Origin of the sequence: Yersinia sp. 2540 StPb PI (assembly GCF_052217165.1) — a bacterium.
Classification (GTDB): Bacteria; Pseudomonadota; Gammaproteobacteria; order Enterobacterales; family Enterobacteriaceae; genus Yersinia; species Yersinia enterocolitica_E.
Window position 1 is genome coordinate 3,448,033 of the sequence record NZ_JAZGQC010000001.1, and the last position, 21,542, is coordinate 3,469,574.

Genomic DNA, 21,542 nt, shown 5'->3' on the forward strand with positions numbered 1-21,542 from the left:
ATAACATTTTTACCCTTTGATCACTTACCAGCACAAAAAGTATCCACGCACATCGCAGAAATGAGGCTGATATCATGACGTCACAGCAGAAGGTTCAACAGCAGGTTCAACCGCCCCTATCGCAGATTTTGTCACGCAGAGATTGGGAGAACCCGCAGGTGACGCAGTATCACCGCCTTGAAGCACATCCTCCCTTTTACAGTTGGCGTGATAGCGACAGCGCAAAAAATGATACCCCTTCGCCACAACGGTGTTTACTCAACGGACAATGGTCATTCAGCTATTTTGACCAGCCAGAAAGAGTACCAGATGAGTGGGTTGAGCACGATTTATCGGGAGCGAGATTACTGCCAGTCCCCGCCAACTGGCAACGCCATGGTTACGACACCCCGATTTACACTAACGTCCAATACCCTATTCCGGTCAACCCGCCGCGAGTACCACAACAGAACCCGACCGGTTGTTATTCGCGTAATTTCGTTATAGAGCCAGATTGGCTCTCATCAGGCCAAACACGCATTATTTTTGATGGTGTCAGTTCCGCATTTTATCTGTGGTGTAACGGAAAATGGGTGGGTTATTCCCAAGACAGTCGCCTGCCTGCTGAGTTCGATCTCACTCCTTACTTACAGGCAGGTGATAACCGTATCGCCGTTCTGGTTTTACGTTGGAGTGATGGCAGTTATCTGGAAGATCAGGATATGTGGCGCATGAGCGGTATTTTCCGTGATGTCAGTTTGCTTCACAAACCAGCGATCCATTTGCGGGATATCCATATCGCCACACATTTGTCCCCGGAGTTCAGCTCTGCCAATTTAGAGGTAATGGCAGCGATAAATATTCCTCCACTCAGCATCAACGATCCACAGATAACTGGGGCTTACCAAGTCCGCGTACAATTGTGGCTGGCAGATAAGTTAATTAGCAGTTTGCAGCAACCGCTAGGTACCCAAGCCATTGATGAACGTGGGCAATACACTGATCGCACCCATCTTAAGCTGCGGGTGGAATCCCCCTCTTTATGGAGTGCAGAACAACCCACGCTGTATCGCGCCGTGATTTCGCTGCTCACGCAGCAGCAAGAATTGATTGAGTCGGAAGCCTATGATGTCGGTTTTCGACAAGTTGCCATCCACCAGGGTCTGCTTAAGGTTAATGGTAAAGCGGTATTGATTCGGGGGGTGAACCGTCATGAGCATCATCCGCAAACCGGTCAGACCATAGATGAAGAGAGCATGCGGCAAGACATCATTCTGATGAAACAGCATAACTTTAATGCCGTGCGCTGCTCACACTATCCAAACCATCCATTGTGGTACCGCCTGTGTGATCGCTATGGTCTGTATGTTGTGGACGAAGCCAATATTGAAACACACGGTATGCAACCGATGGGGCGTCTCGCGGACGATCCTCAGTGGTTCTCTGCTTTCAGCGAACGGGTTACGCGCATGGTTCAGCGTGACCGTAATCACCCCTGTATCATTATTTGGTCTTTGGGCAACGAATCTGGCCATGGCGCAACCCATGATGCCCTCTATCGCTGGATTAAAACCAATGACCCGACACGTCCGGTACAATACGAAGGCGGCGGCGCAAATACGCTCGCGACCGATATTGTATGCCCAATGTATGCTCGCGTGGATGAGGACCAACCTTTCCCAGCGGTGCCAAAATGGGCAATCAAGAAATGGATTGGTTTGCCTGATGAATCTCGCCCATTGATTCTGTGTGAATACGCTCATGCAATGGGTAATAGCTTTGGTGGGTTTGCCCGTTACTGGCAGGCATTCCGCCAATATCCTCGGTTACAGGGTGGTTTTATTTGGGATTGGGTAGATCAAAGCCTTGTCCGCGATGATGAGAATGGTGAACCTTACTGGGCTTATGGTGGTGATTTTGGTGATAGCCCCAATGACCGTCAATTTTGTATGAACGGGTTAGTTTTCCCTGACCGCAGCCCTCATCCCAGCTTGTACGAAGCACAATGCGCGCAGCAGTTTTTCCAATTTTCATTACTGAGCACCACGCCACTGGTGATAAGTGTCACCAGTGAATATCTGTTCAGACACAGTGATAATGAACAGCTCTATTGGCGAATTGAATTAGACGGCGAATTGATACAGGAAGGTGACTTTTCTCTTGATTTATCTCCTGAGGCTACGCAGCACTACAGGCTGGCAGAGCAATTACCCCTGACAGATAAACCCGGCCATTTATGGTTAAACGTCGACGTCAGGCTGAGAACAGAAACACCTTGGGCAGCCAGTAACCATCGCAGCGCCTGGCATCAATGGCGTTTACCTCGGGCGCTATCTATACCCCGCCGCTCTGTGCCAAATAGCACTGAGCTAAATAGTACCGAGCCAAGCGAGCTTCAGCTCATTCAAGATGCGCACTCGATTATGGTGACTCACCAGCAACAGCGTTGGCAGTTCAATCGTCAGACTGGCTTGCTGGAACAATGGTGGGTGGGTGAATTACCGGTGTTACTTAGCCCGCTGCGTGATCAATTTGTTCGTGCGCCACTGGATAACGATATCGGTATTAGCGAAGCAACCCGTATCGACCCCAACGCCTGGGTTGAACGCTGGAAAAAGGCGGGAATGTATCAGTTGGAACAACGTTGTCTATCATTACACGCTGATAGCCTCTCCCACTCAATACAAATCTGTGCCGACTACAGCTATGAGTTTGCCAATGAAGTGCTATTGCATTCACATTGGTTATACCGTTTTGATCAGCAAGGCCGTATGACCATTGATGTTCAGGTTGAAGTGGCAACATCACTTCCCCCTCCGGCCAGAATCGGTATGTGCTGCCAACTATCAGATCTCGCTCCATATGTTGACTGGCAAGGGTTAGGGCCACATGAAAACTATCCTGACCGACAGCTTTCAGCACAATATGGTCAGTGGTCACAGCCGCTTGAGCAGATGCACACACCCTACATTTTCCCGAGTGAAAATGGCTTACGCTGTAATACCCACTCTCTGCGTTACGGAAACTGGCAATTAACCGGTCGGTTCCATTTTGGTATCAGCCGTTACAGCACGCAGCAACTGATGACAACCAGCCACCAGCACTTACTAAAACCAGAGCAAGGTACCTGGTTGAATATCGATGGTTTTCATATGGGGGTCGGTGGTGACGACTCATGGAGCCCTAGTGTTCACGCTGATCACTTGCTGACGAATGAAAGCTATCACTATCAGGTCTGCTGGCACTATAAGGGTTAGGGTTAGGCTTAGCGCGGCGTACGGTGGCTATCTCGTCACCGCACGCCGCGGGTTATCCTGGTCCACAATTTCAGATTTATACCTATAGCGTAAGAAAAGTAATGTTCATACAATCAAAGCGTTCCAAACATCTCTTAGTCTTGATTGTAGCCCTGCAAGTAAGCCATACATGCACGACTCCTTTGCAAATTTGTGCGCCCACTCTGTTGGGCGCTTTTTTTGTTTTCTACTTCACTGATGTTTTCTGACGCTTATTTTTGTCATCACTTAAGCACATTCTCGTCATGAATTATTTCCATTACCAGACTAAGATAGTCTCGTAGTCACCGGCATAGCATCGGACTTACCACTTTTAGGCGACAAGAGGAATATTATGACATCGTTAACGCACCTCCCGGCGAATATGGTCGCAATTGAAATCACTCAGTCTGGTGGACCAGAAGTCTTAGCGGCCATACAGCGTCCAACACCGATGCCTGCTGCGGGCGAAATATTAGTTAAAGTTTCAGCCGCAGGTGTTAACCGCCCTGATGTGATGCAACGTCGTGGTCAGTATGCGCCGCCGCCGGGAGCCTCAGATATTCCTGGATTAGAAGTTGCCGGCGAAGTGGTCGCCATTGCGGCTGATGTTAGCCGTTTTAAGATCGGAGACAGAGTCTGTGGGCTGATAGCTGGTGGGGGTTATGCGCAATACTGTGTCATACATGAAACCAATGCCTTACCTATTCCCTCCCCCCTTACTGATATTGAAGCAGCGGCGTTACCTGAAACATTCTTTACCGTATGGACCAACCTATTCCAACGAGGCCATTTTAGCGCCGGTGAAACAGTCTTAATTCACGGCGGATCTTCGGGTATTGGGACCACCGCAATATTACTGAGCAAAGCATTTGGCGCACAGACAGTGATTGTCACTGTGGGTTCAGAGGAAAAACGTCAAGCGTGCCTGAAGTTAGGGGCAGATGTTGCTATTAACTACCACACCCAAGATTTTGTCACTGAAACTAAACGCGCTACTGCCGGCAAAGGGGCTGATGTTATTGTTGATTTAATTGCTGGAGAGTATGTCGGGCGCAATTATGAAGCTGCGGCCATGAATGGGCGTATTGTTCAAATTGGTACACAAAATGGTAATGCTAAAGATCTTAACCTGATGTTAATGTTGCTAAAACGCCTGACACACACCGGCTCCACATTGCGCTCTCGTAGCGTTGCAGAAAAAGCACTGATCGCCCAAGAACTGCAAAAGCAAGTCTGGCCTTTACTGGGTAAGGGCAATATGAAGCCGCAAATCTGCCAGACATTCCCACTGGAAGAAGCATCGAAAGCGCATGAGTTGATGGAAGGCAGTACACATATCGGGAAAATTGTTTTGACCGTTTAAAGCAATGCAAAACGATAAAAACCGCTATTATTTATACTCATCCGCAGAAATCGACACTCAAGGGTTGATTTCTGCGGATGAGTAAATAATATACATCACTATTATCCCTTATCAGCCTATAACAGTTTAGCTAACTAATTTATTGAACTGATATACTTTAGATTTGATCTTCTATGTTAATCTATAACAAACCATTATGGTTTAATTTTTATGAGTCATTAATCACAAGGTCATAATTATGGACATAATTAAAAAAATATTAATTGACGACATCGCAAGAATAAATCAAAAAGAAAAAAGAGATGGCCGGTTAAAATTTAACAGCGATTTTGTCTACAAACATCCCTACCTTTGCCTGGCAATGCTAGTGTCATATTTTTTCGTCTTAGTTTTGATGTACTTAACGCCATACTTTGGCACAGGCTACATGATTGCATTTACCGCTTTCTTTGTCCTGATGTCAGCCATCCTTATGATGGAAATCAAACCTGTATTTAAGTTTGAGGATATTGGCATTCTTGACTTACGCGTTTGCTACAACGGAGAGTGGTTCTTTAGTCGTGCGTTATCAACACAAGCAATTGATGAAATATTAAATAACAAGAATATCAGTGATGACTTTAAACTTCGCTTTAAGCATATTATTAATAATAAAGGCGAAATAGATTTTTATGATGTCTATGATTTGGCCTATTTACAAAAAAAGCCCTCACGGTTTAATGAACCAAACGTCACCTCCTCGTTAGCCAGTTCGTCAGTTATTGGGCAGTAAATACCCGTATTCAGAACACTTATGCCCCGTATGGGGCTTTAATCGTTATATCAAAGTAGCCTTTTTATCCAGCATACTTATTAGTTTTGTTAGGCAGATATCGTTAATACGCTAAAATGTTGCCTATAATAAGGTTAATGCTCCTAATAAAAAGAGGCTGATAGGTATGGATAAAATTGATGAACAACTGATTGCTATTTTAGCGGAAAATTCTCGTATATCTCTAAAAGATCTGTCACAACAAGTGGACCTCTCCTCTCCGAGTACATCCGAACGTCTGCGGCGTCTTGAAGAACGTAATATCATCCGCAGCTACACTCTAGACTTAGACCCGCGAGCTTTCGGTTATAACTTGCAAGCCATTGTCCGGGTCAAACCCTTGACGGGAATGCTGCATAGCGTTGCAAAGATGATCCAGGAGACACCAGAATGTGTTGAGTGTGACAAAGTAACCGGTGACGATTGCTTTATTAGCCGTCTATACCTTCAGTCATTGGAGCAATTAGATGCCATCACTGACCATTGGTCCGAACACGCCGAAATTCATACCTCAATCGTAAAATCATCCCCTATTATGCGGCGATTACCCCCATTAATGCAGCCAATCAGGGGCACAAAAATCTAAAATATATGCCTCCAGGCTCACTTTATTTATAATAAAGAGTTATGCTTCCTACCATTAGATAGATATCAAAAAAATGGATAGTTGATGAGCAGTGAAACCCTAAGTCAGGTGCCGGAGTCATTGATTCTAACACTCCCCAACAGCAGTTGGGATCAGAGTGAAACAGAAAGTGCCCGCGCTATTGAGGCTCTAGAACAAGGTAAAGTGCTATTTTTACCTCATCTGGCCTTTGCACTAAGTGAACAGGAGAAACAACTGCTCAACCCTACATTGGTTGATGTTAAGCGTAAGAATATCAGCTACAAGCCAGTGGAAGGCACGTTAACGGGTGTCACTGATGAAAGCAAAATTGCCTTAACCCGTCAGTTACTTGAACGCTATTACCAACGTTGCTTAAATTTAATTAATCAACTGTTGCCAGAGTATAAATCTGCCCTGCACAGCCCAACCAATAGTTTACGTTTACACCCGGTTACGGCCTGGCGTGATAACACATCATGGCGTAAAGACGATAGCCGCCTACATGTTGATGCATTCCCTTCACGCCCCAATTATGGCGAACGCATCATCCGTATCTTCACCAATATCAACCCTCAGGGTGAACCCCGGTCATGGCGTGTTGGCGAAAATTTCACCCAGTTGGCCAGCCGTTATTTACCGCAACTGGATGACTACTCCCCTATCAGTAGTTGGCTGCAAAATAAAGTGGGTATCACTAAACGCCGTCGCAGCCATTACGACCATCTGATGCTTCAGTTACACGACAAAATGAAGTCCGATTTGGATTATCAGAAGAATGGCCTACAACAAGCGATTGATTTCCCATCGGGCAGCAGTTGGATCTGTTTTTCTGATCAAACCCCCCATGCCGCAATGGGAGGGCAATATATGTTAGAACAAACTTTCCTATTGCCGGTTACCGGTATGAAACACCCTGAGCAATCCCCGCTAAAGATACTGGAATCATTGACACAGAAAACACTAATATAATCTATACAGATATTCCACTAATCCGCCAACACGGCGGATTACTGATTAAAGATATCATTGCCAAGCTGCACCGGTTATATCGCGAGTAAATTAGCAAAAAAAATCATTGTTAAGCTTGATCCTCGATAAAAAATAAATATAATTTCTCACGTTATGTAAGCCAACTCCGCAATAGTTTTACTTGAGGTAAATAGATTAGCCTCATTGAGCACAATCCATATAGGGTATATTATTGCTCTGTTTGTGATTTTAGATAGCAGTTTTATTATATAGCTTATAATCATGGAATCTGATCAGATAGCGATTGGAGGTTAATATGGTTAAGGTCTATGACAGAAACAGAAACCAAATTATCCCGGGAAAACGTGTAATGGTCGCACAAACCGGTGAGATTGACATAGCAAAAGCTATCCATGCCGACGGGCTGCCCCCAGTACAGGCCGAACGGGAAAGAGTAGTTGAATTGCAGCAAACAGGTGAACGTTACGTGCCTTTCGATTTAGTCAGATTAGGCTAATAGTCGTGAGTACATATAATGAATAGATTTAGACATACGATTTTCTTGGCGAAAATTGAAAAGCTAATTTATTAGCAGTGGCACTAATACGCTGGGGCACCTATATTAAAAAGGTCGCCCCATCATTTTTATATAACCTTGCTATTTATATGATTATGGCATTTGATAACGCAACTATTTGACAACGCAACTATAGTAGCCATCAACTATAACAGCAGAGAGTGGAATCCTAGCCAACACTGATTATCATCAACTGCCAATAATATATCCGGCGGGTGTTAATGACCACCCGTCGGATCAGCGTTATTTAAATATGACAAGCCGGTTCAATCGCCTGAGCCACTTTCTTTTGGAAGGTCTCAAGCTGACAAAGTTTGTCCTCTCCGCTGTTTTCACAACCTTCAATCGCAACAGGAACCCTACCTGCCGGATTGTTTTTCAAATCTAGTTTCTCAGCATTTCGTAATTGCTCCATGGTTTGATAGAACATTTTCACCGCGACATAGCGTTGATGATTATCTGGGTTCTGCCATAGCTCAAAGACTAACCCTCCACCGGGCGGTGTATTATCGGGTTGCTGTGGTAGTTGCCAATTGGCACCCAACATTCCGCCAATATTGGCAATATTCGTATCATGCCCACCAAGGAAAAGAACTTTGGTTTGTGGTGATAACGGCAGTGTTTGTCCCTGAGCATCGCGCTGAAGGACGAGTGCGGTCTCGATCTGTTGCAATAATGGAGTGCCCTTATGACGAGCGATATAAGGTGTTTTGGCCATTAAATCAAATTGCGCATTATGCAACGATAATAACGAGATCCAATTTTCTTCTCCCGTTAACCGATGCCAGGCAACATCAGGCATCGCTTGTGAATTCTGTAGCAGGAAGATCTCACCCAAGGTTGATGATAGCGCCAATGGTCCACTGAGCGAGACTTTTGTCCCACTATTATTCACCGTGATTTCATTCGCTGCAAATTGGGCAAAATCACAGATTTTTCCTTGTTTTTGCAGTAACTTACAGTAAGGCGATGCTGCAAAGTTCAATACCTCGCCCATCTGGGCAAAGGGTTTAGCATAGCGCTGGCTTAGTTCACTTAATGGCGCGCCTAGTCGCTCCTCAACAGCCTGATGGGTTTGTGTCGAATCTAACTTACACACCCCCGCGTCGACAGGGTGAAACAGCGGATCCACTTTTTTCAAATCAGCCTGATAATGTACTTTCAGGCCGCACCCCGGTGCTATTCCATCAAGAAATGCCTGCCCGGTTAAACGCGTTCGTTGATCAACATCGGCCTGCGCATAGATAGCCGTGTCAGTTGGGCACCCTGGCGCGAGTAACCCTTTGCTACGGAAGTAATCGCCATAGAATCCGCCCATCAATGTTACTAATTGTGCACCTCGGGGGGTTAAGTATCCTGCGGCGACCGGCCATTGCGGCCACTTGTCGGGGGTTACATCATTCATTAACTGTGTTTGTTTGGTTGGCGAGCGGACACCATGGCGGCTCAAAATAACCACGCGCTCCAATGTGTAACCGGTAGGCGGGATAGCAACCGGTGCGGCACTAATCGCGCTGCTACTTAGCATCAAAACCAGTGCGGATAATCGCAGACTATCTACTGTTACTGTCATAATTTTATATCCTTATTAAAACTACGAATATTTTTGCCTCAACGAGTATGGTCGACGATCGACGCCCCCACAATGTGCGAAAGCAATAAACAGTAGGAGTGCTAATAAGTGCTATAGAGCAAAAAATTATGTCAATTGGCGCTAAACTTGATTCGCTTCTCAGTGTTAGAACCATAATTAGCCGATTATGTCATTAACGATATTTATATTGAAAGGAGGGAGGGTACAAATCCGCTTTATCATTCCGGCCATTGTCCGAAAAGCATTAAGCGCATAAAAGCATTTGGCACATTAGGATTGGAGAATATAGCCCGTAATCCGGCAGCTATACATACACATCATAAGGAGTCTGACATGCGGAAAACAGGCGATATCGACAGAGTCATGTCGGCCAGACAACTTCCAAACAAAGCCGTAGCACTGATTCTTGCAGGAGGCCGTGGCTCACGCCTTAAAGATCTTACGTCCGTTCGCGCGAAACCCGCAGTTCACTTTGGCGGAAAATACCGCATTATCGACTTCGCACTCTCTAACTGCCTCAATTCAGGTATTCGCCGAATCGGCGTAATAACGCAGTATCAGTCTCATACCTTGGTGCAACATATTCAGCATGGTTGGTCGTTTCTCAGTGAAGAGATGAACGAGTTTGTTGATTTGTTACCTGCACAACAGCGCCAAGGACAAGAGCACTGGTATACCGGCACCGCTGATGCCGTCTTCCAGAACCTGGATATTATCCGCCGTTATCGTTCTGAATATGTCGTGATCCTCGCCGGGGACCATATATATAAAATGGACTACTCCCGCATGCTGTTGGATCACGTGGAAAGCGGCGCTGCCTGCACCGTAGCCTGTATTGAAGTGCCCAAAGAGGAAGCGAGTGCCTTCGGTGTAATGGAAGTGTCTGAAGATCTACAAGTAAAAATGTTTTGGGAAAAACCGGAGGATCCGCCAACGTTACCCGGCAAACCCGAGCGCAGCCTGGCCAGTATGGGAATTTATGTCTTTAATGCGGAGTTCCTGTTCAATTTACTGGAAAGCGATCACGCCGATAAAGGCAGTAGCCATGATTTTGGCAAAGATATCTTGCCGAAAATTACTGAACAAGGTCATGTCTGGGCGCATCCGTTCTCACTGTCTTGTGTCTCAACATCACCCGATGCCCCTGATTATTGGCGTGATGTAGGAACATTGGATGCCTACTGGCAGGCTAACCTTGATCAAGCAGCTATTACACCCGAGCTGGATATGTATGACCCTCATTGGCCAATACGTACCTATGCCGAGCCCTTACCACCGGCGAAATTTGTTCAGGATCGTTCTGGCAGTCACGGGATGACCATGAATACCTTAGTTTCCGGCGGCTGCTTTATCTCCGGTTCAGTGGTGGTCAACTCAGTGCTATTTTCCCGAGTGCGGGTCAACTCCTTCTGCAATATTGATTCTTGCGTATTGCTACCCGACGTCAATGTGGGCCGCTCTTGTCGTCTACACCGTTGTGTAATCGATCGTGCGAGTACTATCCCCGAGGGGATGGTGATTGGCGAAAATGCAGATGAAGATGCCCGTCGTTTCTATCGTTCAGAGAATGGCATTGTATTAGTCACCCGCGAGATGCTGGCAAAGCTGTAAGGCCAGAGGTGGCCTGACATGGACAAGTGAGGAATAATTTATATAATCAGACCAAACAAATCAAAAGGTCTGATTATGTCGTTTACTGAATGGGTCATATTGGGTGTGGTTATTGGTTGTGCCGTTGGCGCGTTACTGAGGATTTTTGGTAAGAAGAAAGACCGCTAACCTTTTCAGTTGTCAGAATATACCCTAAATAATTCAAGTTGCAGGAAGACGGCAAGCGAGATACAAATCGGTCGGGAGCAGGTTTGAACACTGCTTGCAGCGGCTTCGCACAGGCGAGGCCCAAGGATGGGCCGAGTGACGAGCGCAGCCAACACACATGCAGCTTGAAGTATGGCGGGTATTGATAGAGTAAGACGGCGCATTACTGTGCCGTCTTTTTTGTGATAACAATCTCATTATCGATCAGAAGGTGTAACGTAACCCTAAGCGGAAACGATATTGCTCGCTGTTGTATTCATTCCAACGATCCAACCATTGTAATTCAAAATAGGGCATCCAGTGAGTGTCAATTTTATAACTGAATTTATTGGTTATTTCCCAGTGAGAACTTTTGCCATTTTTACCGTGAAAATCATTGACGCGCACAAAGTAATGAGGTTCAAAAGTATATGACAACGCATCAGTCAGTTTGAAATTCCAATAAGTGGCAAACTCATGGGTGTCATTGTGAGCATAATGACCATTGAGATCTTTTGATTCATAGTTATTGTGGTTATAACGATAGCGCGCAGTCAAATTAAATACCGGTAAGAATTTGTAGTTAAAATCCATATAGGCGGAACCACCCGAACCTGAGCTATTGGAGTTCACTAAGCCGCCAGGGGAAATAGTGAATTTATCTGTCGGGCGAAATAATGGATACCAACCCTCCAGTTCGTTATAGCTATGTTTGAATTGATCCATTTTCCCTGTGTTATAAGCATTCGTTAACATCAGGCCGGAACCATTATCAAAGTTATACCCACCGCGCAGGATAACTTCATGCAGCTCAGAGGCCGTATTATATGCTGCCCGGGTTTCAACATAAGCTCGACCGGCAAAGGCACTGGCAGAGCAAACCAACGAGGTAATCAAGATAATTGAATTATATTTATTCATGACAAATCCCTATTGATAACAATAAATGAAGGTTTATTATTTTTCTTACATCATGAAAAATGACAAATAGTTATCATGGCTATTCCTCTGCCATAAATAACCGGTAGAGGAATAACACAATCAAAATAACAACACGCCAGTTTTTAACGTCACATTACTCTATATTTAATAGCATTTCTTATTACTACTAAAAAATAGAAATCACCCCGGCGTAGCCATTTTACGTAAATTCAATTCAGCAATAATTTTAACAAAGCGCTGCTCATTGAGCTTATAAAATAGCCCCATGGTTATGGCTGCAATCATTGCCAGAGTGCAAGGGTAAATAAAAATCAATTGGCGTAACCCCTCCAATACTGACGCCGATTGGGCAACATTGGGAATATAACCAATCTGAGTGAGCATGATACCGGGCAGAAATCCAGCCAGTGCGGCAGAAATTTTTCGCGAGAAGGTATAGCCGGTATACACCGACCCTTCTGCGCGAATACCTGTTTTCCATTCACCATAATCCACCGTATCGGAGACTAATGCCCAGTTCAGGCTGTTGACAAATGCAGTACCGAAAAAGGCCATACAGGAGAATGCAACAAAGCTGACCGAACTGGTGCCCCAGATATAATTCAGTACATCCCCCATGCCCCATAACATTAAGCCACTAAGGTAGACGGTTTTCTTGCCGAAATACTTCACCGCCGTGGGGACCAGCAATACGCCAATCAAAATACAGCCCATACTGAAAAAACCCATATAGGACAGTAAATGAATATCCTGCAATACGTACTGAGTGTAATAAACCTGAATCGCCAGTTTGATATTGAATGCTGCCAACGTGCACAGATTGGCAATACATAACACTAATAGCGGCGGGTTCTTAAAGATGGCGCAGAATGATTTAAAAATACCCGGTTTATGGTGTACCGATACCGGTTCCACATAGCGTTCTTTGACACCGGAATAACACCACCACATGCAGACCAGGCCGAACGTGACAAATATTAGCGCTGCAACCAGATAACCTATCTCAGGCGAGGACGTAAACAGCAGTTGAATTGGCATAAAAGCGACCGTGCACAGTAATAGCCCTACCGTCGCCCCACCCTGTCGCCAGGCTGCCAGGTGTGCGCGCTCATTTGGGTTTTTGGTCATTGCCGGGACCATCGCACCATAAGAGCAATTCATCAGACTGTAGAATAAACCGAATAACATAAACAGCACTGTTGCCAATACCGTTTTGATATTTAGACTAAAGCCAGTATTGAGAAAGTTCGCGACAGCCAACAACGCCACAGGTAATGAGGCATACAGAATAAATGGCCGGAACTTCCCTTTCACACCAATGTGACGGCGAGAATCTAATAGCACGCCGGTAAACATATCGGTAAAGGCGGTAAAGAACTTGGCAATCAAAAAAATCACGCCACCGTAAATAGCCGGGAGCCCCAGAATATCGGTATAAAACTTCAGTAAATAAAGTGTCCCGATGCACAGCATCAGGTTAGAACCAAAATCGCCCATCCCATAAGCTATTTTTTCCCGCAGCGGTAATCGAAGTGTTACCGGGTCCTGGTAAGTTGAATTCGGCATCTGACAGGTCCTTTTTATTTTTTAACCCGCTTACCTCCGGTTAAATCTCACTCGCACCGGATCCTGCCATAAGCGGGTTGTAGGGTTTTGGTGGTGTTAATTCATCTGATTAAACAGATCAAGGCTAGATTGCCGGACTGACATCGCGTTTGCGCTCTTCCAGCTCGCTGACAATCTTGATGTAATTTTTCTCGGTCAGATGGTAGAACAACCCCATAGTCAGTGCGGTAAGTATCGCCAACCCGCATGGGTACAAGAAGATAAGCTGCGTTAGCCCCTCCAGCGTTCTTTCTCCCTGTGCCACGTTAGGCACATAGCCGATATACGCCAGCATGACACCGGGGAAGAAACCTGCTAACCCTTGGGAAATCTTACGGAAGAAGGTGAAACCGGTGTATACCGTCCCCTCTGAACGCACGCCGGTTTTCCACTCACCATATTCCACCGTGTCAGAAACCAGCGCCCAGTTCAGGCTGTTCACAAAAGCGGTGCCGAAGAAAGCCAGGCAAGAGAACAGAACAAATAAAGTCGAGGTGCTGCCCCACATGTAGTTCATGGCATCCCCCAGAATCCACAAGCTCAGTCCCCCCAGATAGACGTTTTTCTTACCAAAGCGTTTCACCACCGTCGGTACCAGCAGCACCCCCAGCAAGATGCATCCCATACTGAAGAAGCCCATGTATGACAGTAACGTGACATCGTTGAGTACGTATTGGGTGTAATAGATCTGAATCGCCAGTTTGATATTGAAACCAGCCAAGGTGCACAGATTAGCAATACAGAGTACAAACAACGGCTTATTGCCAGTAATGGCTTTGAATGATTGCAACAGACCAGGTTTGGCTGCTCCCGGCTTTGGCAGTTCGACATAACGTTCTTTGACGCCGGAATAACACCACCACATGCACAACATGCCGACAAAAGCGAAGATGGATGCAGCCACCAGATAACCGGTCTGCGCCTGCCCTTCAAATAGCGACAAAATGGGCACAAAACCGACGGTACACAATAGTAGTCCGACGGTTGCCCCCCCCTGACGCCATGCGGCAAGCTGAGCTCGCTCTTGTGGGTTTTTGGTCATGGCGGGAACCATTGCACCGTATGAGCAGTTCATCATGCTAAAAAACAGGCCAAAGCTCATAAAGATCAACGTAGCCGTGATGGTTTTACCGGTAATACTAAATGAGGTACCAATAAAGTTAGCCACCACCAGCAAGGCCACCGGCATCGATGCATAGAGGATAAAGGGGCGGAACTTACCCTTTGGCCCGATATTGCGGCGGTTATCCAGCATGACACCGGTACCAATATCGGTGAATGCAGTAAAGAAACGCGAGATTAGAAAGATTAATCCTCCCCAGGCGGCGGGGATTTCCAACACATCCGTATAAAACTTAAGCAAGTACAATGTACCCACACACAACAGTAAGTTTGAACCCACATCGCCAATCCCGTAGGAGAATTTCTCGCGCAGCGGCAGTGTCAATTTTACTGGATCTTGATGTATTTCACTCATGTCACTCTCCTGAGAGGCCCACCACCCGCGGGCCTCTGCCTGTGTTATAACGCCCGTAATGATGCAAACAATTCAGCCCATTCACTGCTCGCCCGGTAGAACACCGGCGGTTGTCCCATTGGTGCCGCGACAGTTACATCAGCCCCGCCACAGTGTGATTCACCGGTCCACAGATTGATCCAGTTGTCTGATGGCAAATAGAGTGTCCAATCGGTGCGCCCCTCTTCATATACCGGTGCAACTAACAGATCACGGCCAAACAGATACTGGTATTTCAGGCCATAGGTGTGAGCATCATTCTCGTAATGCAGGAACAGTGGGCGCATTACCGGCAAGCCAGATTGTGAGTTAAGCGCCACGGCTTGTTTGATATACGGCTTCAGCGTGGTAAAGACTTGGGTCATCCGGGCAAACTGACGGATAGTCTCGACATCGCTATCAAACTGCCAGTTATCATCCGGGCGGTTACCTTCATGAGTACGCATCAGGGGGGTAAAGGCGCAGAATTCACACCAGCGCATCAACAACTCTTTACTGCGTTTCATCTCAAATAACGTGGTGTAACCACCAATATCGCTGTGATGCAAACCATGACCGGTCATTGCCAGTGATAACGCCGCAGGTATAACAGATGCCAACCCATCATCCAGACTCCAATCTACGTTCTGGTCACCAGCCCACATCATCACCGAGTATTTTTGGCTACCGGTATAACCGGCCCGCATAAAGAACAAGATTTCGCCTAATTTGCCGGTTTCGGCCAGGGCGTCGTAGTTACATTTGGCCCACAGCGCGGGCCAGGCGTTATGCATGATTTCAGCATCGACACCATTGTCCATCACGGTGTCGGTCGGCAAGTATTCGCCAAAGTCGGCCATCCAGCCATCAAGGCCAAACGCGATCAGATTCTTTTTAATCACTTCCTTATACCAGTCGTAGGCCGCCGGTTTGGTCAGATCAACCACCCCGGCATAGAATTCACCAAACTCCACCTGGTAGTCATTGCCGCTGTAGTCTTTGGTCAAATAGCCCTTCTCTGCCGCTTCGGCATACAGCTCTTTTTCAATCGCCACATAGGGATTGATATAGCCGAGGAAGCGCACACCTTCTTTCTTCCATTGCACAATACGTTTATCCAGCTCAGGATAGAGGTCGCTGTCCCAGCGCCAGTTCCACATCAGGCGTTTACCAAAAGATGTTATGCGACGGCCCTCCCAGTCCTGCGCCCAAATACCGCTGACTTTCACCCCATGCTCACGCATCATCTCCAGCTTTTGCTGGCACACCTCGGTCCCGCCCTGAATCCCCAGAATCACGCCGTCATATACCCAATCCGGTAACTCAGGCTGGCGGCCCAATAATGCGGTCAATTGCTCCAACAGACCGATATAGCTGTCAGCACACTCAAACCGTAGCACCGCTACGTCTTGCCAAATCGCCAATTCGTGATAGTCAGGGGCTGAAAAATCGAAATTCATATAGCAACTGTTATCAACGTGACAGTAGTATTTTTGGCTGCTAACAAAAGTGGGCTGCGGGAAGAAGGTCCAGTAATAGTCACCGCCCGCGTTCTCTTTACAGTCGGCCTGCCAGGTAACATAACTTTGCTTGTTGCGCCCCACCCCCTGCTCGCTGGTCCACAGTGGGAACGGCTTGCCACGGAGATCGAAATAGGAGAACTGTTCACCACCGCCGTAGATATGGTCCTCCGGTTGCGCGGCGAGCCGTAGCCACATTCGGTTATTCTCTTTATCACCATTGCGCAGGGACATCTCCAACCGCCCGGCCGCGTCGTAGGTAATATGTAATGTGGCTTGGGCTACCTCTCCCCGGCTAAATTGAATCTCCCACCCCTGCTGTTGTGGGGTGATAACCGCATCGGTCAATGCCAGTTTTTCACTCAAGCAATCTTTGATACTGAAATTGCCACGGAACATATCAATGTCCGCTTTACCCCGACCAATCCACAGGCACGGTGTTTGTGCGCTGTGTTGCAGTAACAAACGTTGTTGGAATGAAAGAGTGAAACCGCCATCGTGCTCAACCAATACCACTCCCGGCAGGTTGCCCGCTTGATAAGTCATAATAAAAATCCCCAAAAAGTATAAATACTGTTGATTTAGTTAGGGTTCTTAACTTTCATCAGAACCCCTATTATCAGAATGGTTGCCCTATCAGGTCAGCTCAATCACCTCAAGGTTGAGTAAACGAGCCACCTTGCGCAGCAGCGGGCGATGCTCGCCATAGACCAGCGAGGTATGATGTTCCATACCGGCATCCAGTAGCCGTTGACGATAGCTATCAGCATCGATATCCAGTTTTGCCGTCCCGGCAGTGCCAGAGAACGCCAGCGGAGCTTTGATCATCTCGCCGCCTGCCAGCATCAGACGCAACTTGCCTTCACCCTGCGTAATACGGCATAGGGTGATGCGGCCCGGTTTAAGGGCAAACTCGGATAGCAGGGGTAACTTGCGGTTGGAGTGGATGGTGGCTTGCACCGGCCCGTCGCGATCAGCCATTTCAATCGGTGCCTGACCACAATGCCAGAACACCACACTGTTGCTCACCGGGTCGATATCGACCAAGTCGGTATTGAACGCGGCACTACCAGAAGCCCACTGCGCCATTAATGACGAGAGCACGCCGAACATGTCAGCCTCGCAGCCACACGGAACGAGGTCTTCATTCATCAGCGCCAATGCGCCACAGGCAGCACAACCATAATCGGTGAAGAAGTCTGGCCAGCAGCGCACCGCAATACCGGAGTAACCCTGCTGTTGCGCTTTCTCACGCAACGCTGAGTAGACTTTCAGCGTTTTACAGGTCGCACTTTGGTCCATTTCCGCCAAATTCGGGAAATCTTTAGCGCGGCGCTGATAGGGTGCATCGGCGGCACTGTCCGGTAGCGCTTTTACTTCATCGATAAATTCCAACACGGGTTGGCGATCAACGCTGACACCAAAGTGTTGTGTCAGTTGTTGTTGGTTGTAGTTACAAGCATCGAACCCCAGTGGATGTTCGCCTATTACCATCACTTTGGCGCACTTAAAACGATTGACGATCGCGGCAGCCTGCGCCAATTGTTGTAGCTCGCTGACCACATGGGCATCATCCGGCAGACCATGAACAGTCTGGACCTTGATATTTTCGCGGCTCAGTGCATGACAGGCCAAATTAACCCCGCAGAAGGAGTTGAGCCGTAAACGGCCACCGGTACGAGCCTCCGGGAAGGACCACATAGCTGTTGGGACCGGGAAGTCACGCACCACTTCACAGGTCAGCGAAGCATCGGTAAACGTCACCTGTAAAATTAGCAGTAAATCAAGGTTGGCCTGCTTCAGCGCGGGCAAGGCTTGTAACGCAGACTCGGCATCAAACTGTAATGCCGGTTCCCCAATCAACTCGATATCCATTGCTCTCAGGGTATTCCACGCCTGCGCCAGCATTTCCTGCGCATACGGCACATCAAAAGTACTACGACCCAAGGCCAACACGCCCACTTTTGCTTTTTTATTCATCATATTGCTTCCAGTGAATTTAATGACTTATCGGTTGGCGCAGCTCAAGCGACAACACTGAAACGGTGTTCGGTGTAGCTAGAATAATTTTGATTTGGTCGCAGAATGACATCGGGGAAGTGCCCCTGATGAATGCTGTCAGGGAAGGCCTGTGTCTCCAGACATATTCCTGAAAATGCCTGATAGCGATGCCCTGCTTTGCCATTCCATACCTTGTTAGAAAGCTTGAATGCGTTATAAAACTGAATACCTGGCAAGGTGGTATGAACCGCCATCACCCGACCTGAATGTGGGCAAATCAGCGTGGCCGCCGGTTGCAGAGTGGTGCGATTTTTCTGCGATAAATCGTTTTTTTTCAGCACATAGTTGATGTCAAAATCCTGCGCTGGCCGCTGTTGCATCGCATCACCCAAGCGGCGGGCATTACGAAAGTCAAATGCAGTGCCTGCAACACGGACAATCTCGCCGGTCGGTAGCATGCTGCTTTCATCCACTGGCGTGATAAAGTCAGCGTCAATTTTCAGTTGCTGGTCGTGAATTAAATGAGTGTGACCGCGCAGATTGTAATGGCTGTGATTCACCAGATTGACGATGGTTGCCTTATCGGTTTGCGCCTCGAAACTGAAGGTCATGACATTGTCATCCGTCAGGCCGATACGGTGGCGCACCTGTAAATTCCCCGGATATCCCTCTTCGCCATCGGGCGACGTGCGGCTAAAAATAAGACCATCGCCCTCTTCCTGCGCCTGCCAGACATACTTATCAAAACCGCGCAGGCCACCGTGCAAATGCTGCCCGGTCGGCAGTTCATTGGTTGCCAGCAGATACTCTTGCCCGTCAATGTTAAAGCGCCCACCCGCAATGCGATTGGCACAGCGACCGGCAATGGCACCAAAGAACGGATGACCGGCCTGATAGGAGGTCAAATCATCAAACCCCATCACCACATCCTCCAGTTGCCCGTGGCGGTCCGGCACCCAAAGTTGGGTGATGATACAACCGTAGTCGGTCACGCAGAGCCGCATACCATTGCGGTTAGTTAGTGTAAACAGCGAAACTTCCTGCCCCTGATGCTCGCCAAATTGCTGGCGTTGAATTGTCGTCATACACTCAACCTCGTATTTCGTACGGCTTTAGTCGCCAGCCCGTTCAGATGCAAAACGCCATGCCGTACGATAGATAGAAAGGATTAGCCAGCAAAAGCAGCGGCTTTCCCTTGGCTGCCAAACAAGCGGATTTTTTCAATCACTTTTTGTTTCATCACATCACGCCCGTGGCCCAGAGAAACCGCCAAGACATACTCCTCTGGTGATTGATGCAATACTTCGCTAACCCCTTGGGTAAAGGCCTGACGCAGCTCGGTATCGACATTGACCTTGGCAACCCCCAAGGTAATCGCGCGGCGAATTTGCTCATCCGGCACCCCAGAGCCGCCATGCAATACGATAGGTTTCTTGACGATTTCGCGGATTTCTTGCAGGCGCTCAAATGCCAGTTTCGGCTCTTGCTTATACATTCCGTGAGCGGTACCAATTGATACCGCCAGATAATCAATGGTGGTCAGTTCGGCGAACTGTAGCGCTTCATCGCAACCGGTGATCAGGGCATCTTTTTCGTCAACTGAGATATCATCTTCAGTACCACCGATTTTACCAATTTCACCCTCAACGCCGATATTCAAGGCATGAGCGACATCTGCCACCGCGCGGGTAATACGCACATTTTCATCGAATGGCAGGTGAGAGCCATCGAACATCACCGACTGGAAACCGGCCTGAACCGCCGCCATGGTCTGCTCAAAACTACGGCTGTGATCCAGATGGATACAGACCGGTACCCTAATGTCGTGCATAAAGGCATCAACCATCTCTTTCATGGGTTTTAACCCCATGACGCTAATCACTTTCTGCCCAATTTGCAGCATGATGGGCGCCTGCTCCTCTTCGGCAGCCAGCAAGATCGCGCGGATTGTTTCCGCATTGTGGGCACTAAAAGCGCCGATGGCATAGCCATGCTGCCATGCGTGTTGAATCAAGGTATTACCGGATACATAAGACATTTTCTCTCCCTCTGCGTGCTGATAACAGCCGCTTTAAAAACAATCAATTAATCGGAAATCATTCGGTTGTTGGCAGACCAGACTGACTGCGAACCTGTTGTAAAATGGCACTCCAATCCTGGCGCCCGCGCCCGCAGGCTCTGGCCTGACTGTAAACCTCGCGGGAAGCAGCCCCCATCGGCATGGTGACGTGCAATTGGTTAGCCACATCAAGAGCGATACCTAAATCTTTATGTGCTAAATCAATCATGAACGCTGGCGTTAAATCCCCCTTCAGCACCTTATTTGGCCACGTAGTAGTGAAATGCCCTTTACCCGCCGGAGTGCCACTCATCACTTGCAGTGCGACATCGAAAGACAGTCCCAGTGCTTCGCATAGCACGGCGGCCTCCGCCGACAACGCATTGAGCGCAATACTCATGTAGTTGTTGATAAGCTTCACGCGGATCCCCATCCCCGGCCCGCCCGCATTGATAAGTTCAGATCCCATTGCCATCAGCAATGGCGTTGCCCGCTCAACCTGCGCTTGCGTTCCCCCCGCCAGTATCAATAAGGTGCCGGCCTGTGCATGGTCAGAGGTACGCCCCACCGGCGCATCCATAAAACCATACCCTTTGGCCTGCATCTGTTGCGCCAAACGGTCAGTCTGTAATGGATGGATAGTGGACATATCAATCACCAGTGCATCTGGTGACAAGCGGCTACAAACGCCGTCGTTGCCGAACAGCACGTCATGCACCAGTTCTCCGTTAGGGAGCATGGTGATAACAAACTCTGCTCCTTTGGCGGCCTGCCCTGCGTTACCACATGGCGTGGCACCCAGCGCAGCCAACACCGCTACCGCGCCGGGGTTGGTATCGAAAACATGCAGTTGATGCCCGTGTTTAATGAGGTTACGCGCCATGGGCGATCCCATTTGCCCTAACCCGATGAATGCTACCTGTGCCATTATTCTCTCCTGTCACC

General features: G+C 47.8%; 16 protein-coding genes. 7 read left to right on the forward strand and 9 right to left on the reverse strand.

What is annotated here, in order from left to right:
• The first annotated feature begins 74 nt into the window (after positions 1-74).
• The 6 genes from V1956_RS15950 to ydfZ all read left to right on the forward strand — a co-directional run bounded on the left by V1956_RS15950 (position 75) and on the right by ydfZ (position 7,524).
• Positions 75-3,236 (forward strand): beta-galactosidase, encoded by a 3,162-nt coding sequence (locus V1956_RS15950; RefSeq protein WP_420075166.1) that lies wholly within the window; start codon positions 75-77, stop codon positions 3,234-3,236.
• Positions 3,237-3,609: 373 nt separating this feature from the next.
• Positions 3,610-4,620 carry an NAD(P)H-quinone oxidoreductase gene (locus tag V1956_RS15955; RefSeq protein WP_420075167.1) on the forward strand — a complete coding sequence of 337 codons (1,011 nt, stop codon included), beginning with the start codon at positions 3,610-3,612 and terminating at the stop codon, positions 4,618-4,620.
• A gap of 238 nt (positions 4,621-4,858) precedes the next feature.
• Positions 4,859-5,392, forward strand: coding sequence for a YlaC family protein (locus tag V1956_RS15960; RefSeq protein ID WP_083159184.1), 534 nt, complete (start codon positions 4,859-4,861; stop codon positions 5,390-5,392).
• 166 nt (positions 5,393-5,558) lie between these two features.
• Positions 5,559-6,017: an Lrp/AsnC family transcriptional regulator gene (locus V1956_RS15965; protein ID WP_083159185.1), complete on the forward strand. Its 459-nt coding sequence runs from the start codon at positions 5,559-5,561 to the stop codon at positions 6,015-6,017.
• Between the two features lie 84 nt (positions 6,018-6,101).
• Positions 6,102-7,007 carry a Kdo hydroxylase family protein gene (locus V1956_RS15970; protein WP_420075294.1) on the forward strand — a complete coding sequence of 302 codons (906 nt, stop codon included), beginning with the start codon at positions 6,102-6,104 and terminating at the stop codon, positions 7,005-7,007.
• Positions 7,008-7,323: 316 nt separating this feature from the next.
• Positions 7,324-7,524: a putative selenium delivery protein YdfZ gene (gene ydfZ / locus V1956_RS15975; RefSeq protein ID WP_372558650.1), complete on the forward strand. Its 201-nt coding sequence runs from the start codon at positions 7,324-7,326 to the stop codon at positions 7,522-7,524.
• A gap of 307 nt (positions 7,525-7,831) precedes the next feature.
• Here the strand turns inward: ydfZ and V1956_RS15980 are convergent, their stop codons facing one another.
• The gene (locus tag V1956_RS15980; RefSeq protein ID WP_372558649.1) at positions 7,832-9,157 is read right to left on the reverse strand and encodes an AppA family phytase/histidine-type acid phosphatase; all 1,326 of its coding nucleotides are present in this window, start codon (positions 9,155-9,157) and stop codon (positions 7,832-7,834) included.
• A gap of 354 nt (positions 9,158-9,511) precedes the next feature.
• Between V1956_RS15980 and glgC the strand changes: the two genes are divergently transcribed.
• A complete protein-coding gene (glgC, locus tag V1956_RS15985) occupies positions 9,512-10,789 on the forward strand; it encodes a glucose-1-phosphate adenylyltransferase (protein WP_420075296.1) in 1,278 nt (425 codons plus the stop codon).
• Positions 10,790-11,200: 411 nt separating this feature from the next.
• Here the strand turns inward: glgC and ompL are convergent, their stop codons facing one another.
• The 8 genes from ompL to yihU all read right to left on the reverse strand — a co-directional run bounded on the left by ompL (position 11,201) and on the right by yihU (position 21,525).
• Entirely contained in the window at positions 11,201-11,896 is a 696-nt protein-coding gene (ompL, locus tag V1956_RS15990) for a porin OmpL (RefSeq protein ID WP_372558648.1), read from the reverse strand.
• A 201-nt stretch (positions 11,897-12,097) separates the two neighbouring features.
• Entirely contained in the window at positions 12,098-13,483 is a 1,386-nt protein-coding gene (locus V1956_RS15995; RefSeq protein ID WP_372558647.1) for an MFS transporter, read from the reverse strand.
• Between the two features lie 124 nt (positions 13,484-13,607).
• A complete protein-coding gene (locus tag V1956_RS16000) occupies positions 13,608-14,999 on the reverse strand; it encodes an MFS transporter (protein ID WP_372558646.1) in 1,392 nt (463 codons plus the stop codon).
• A 44-nt stretch (positions 15,000-15,043) separates the two neighbouring features.
• Positions 15,044-17,083, reverse strand: a complete 2,040-nt coding sequence (locus V1956_RS16005; protein ID WP_442825337.1) for an alpha-glucosidase — start codon at positions 17,081-17,083, stop codon at positions 15,044-15,046.
• 90 nt (positions 17,084-17,173) lie between these two features.
• Positions 17,174-18,520, reverse strand: a complete 1,347-nt coding sequence (locus V1956_RS16010) for an L-fucose/L-arabinose isomerase family protein (RefSeq protein WP_227746540.1) — start codon at positions 18,518-18,520, stop codon at positions 17,174-17,176.
• Between the two features lie 41 nt (positions 18,521-18,561).
• Positions 18,562-19,623, reverse strand: a complete 1,062-nt coding sequence (locus V1956_RS16015; protein WP_442825338.1) for an aldose epimerase family protein — start codon at positions 19,621-19,623, stop codon at positions 18,562-18,564.
• 83 nt (positions 19,624-19,706) lie between these two features.
• The gene (locus tag V1956_RS16020; RefSeq protein WP_420071289.1) at positions 19,707-20,576 is read right to left on the reverse strand and encodes a class II fructose-bisphosphate aldolase; all 870 of its coding nucleotides are present in this window, start codon (positions 20,574-20,576) and stop codon (positions 19,707-19,709) included.
• Between the two features lie 58 nt (positions 20,577-20,634).
• Positions 20,635-21,525 (reverse strand): sulfolactaldehyde 3-reductase, encoded by an 891-nt coding sequence (yihU, locus tag V1956_RS16025; RefSeq protein WP_372558641.1) that lies wholly within the window; start codon positions 21,523-21,525, stop codon positions 20,635-20,637.
• Positions 21,526-21,542: the final 17 nt, after the last annotated feature.